Raw genomic sequence first — 562 nt, 5'->3', positions numbered from 1 at the left:
CCAGCACCGCGCGCAGCAGTGGGCCATTGCCCAGGTCCAGGCTGCGCTGGGCTTCGTCGCCCAGTTGCTCCAGCGCCGAAGCGTCGACGATGCTGCGTTGCCACAGCAAAGGTTGCTCGCTGACCGGCTGGTAAGTCGCTCGCCAGCCATCGGCCTGCCGGACGAAGCTCACGCGCAAGGCATCGTGCTGCACCAGCAAGGCGTGCAGGGCTTGTTCCAGATGTTCAGGGTTCAACGGCTGCGTGGTCTTGAGCAGTACCGACTGGTTCCAGTGGTGCCGCTCGGGAATCGCCGTATCGAAAAATGCCTGATGGATCGGCAGCAACACGCTGTCGCCGGTCACCGGGCCCTGATCGATCAGCAGTGCGCCCTCGCCCAACTGCGCCACCGAGGCCAGGCCTTGTACGGTCTGGTGCTGGAACAGCTCTTTGGGGGTAAAACGAATCCCGGCCTGGCGCGCACGGCTGACCACCTGGATCGAGATGATCGAGTCGCCGCCCAGCTCGAAGAAGTTATCGCTGACGCCAATCTGCGGCACCTTGAGCACGTCCTGCCAGATCGC

At 64.1% G+C, this 562-nt stretch carries 1 protein-coding gene; it reads right to left on the bottom strand.

Annotated features, from left to right (window positions below; translation table 11 throughout):
* Positions 1-562, bottom strand: a 562-nt coding sequence (locus tag HX786_RS31175) for a phosphopantetheine-binding protein (protein WP_178913060.1), incomplete at both ends; no start/stop codon positions are given.

This window comes from Pseudomonas sp. 21615526 (genome assembly GCF_013386245.1).
GTDB lineage: Bacteria > Pseudomonadota > Gammaproteobacteria > Pseudomonadales > Pseudomonadaceae > Aquipseudomonas.
Note: the sequence above shows the minus strand (reverse complement) of the source record. Positions and strands in the feature narration are given on the sequence as shown.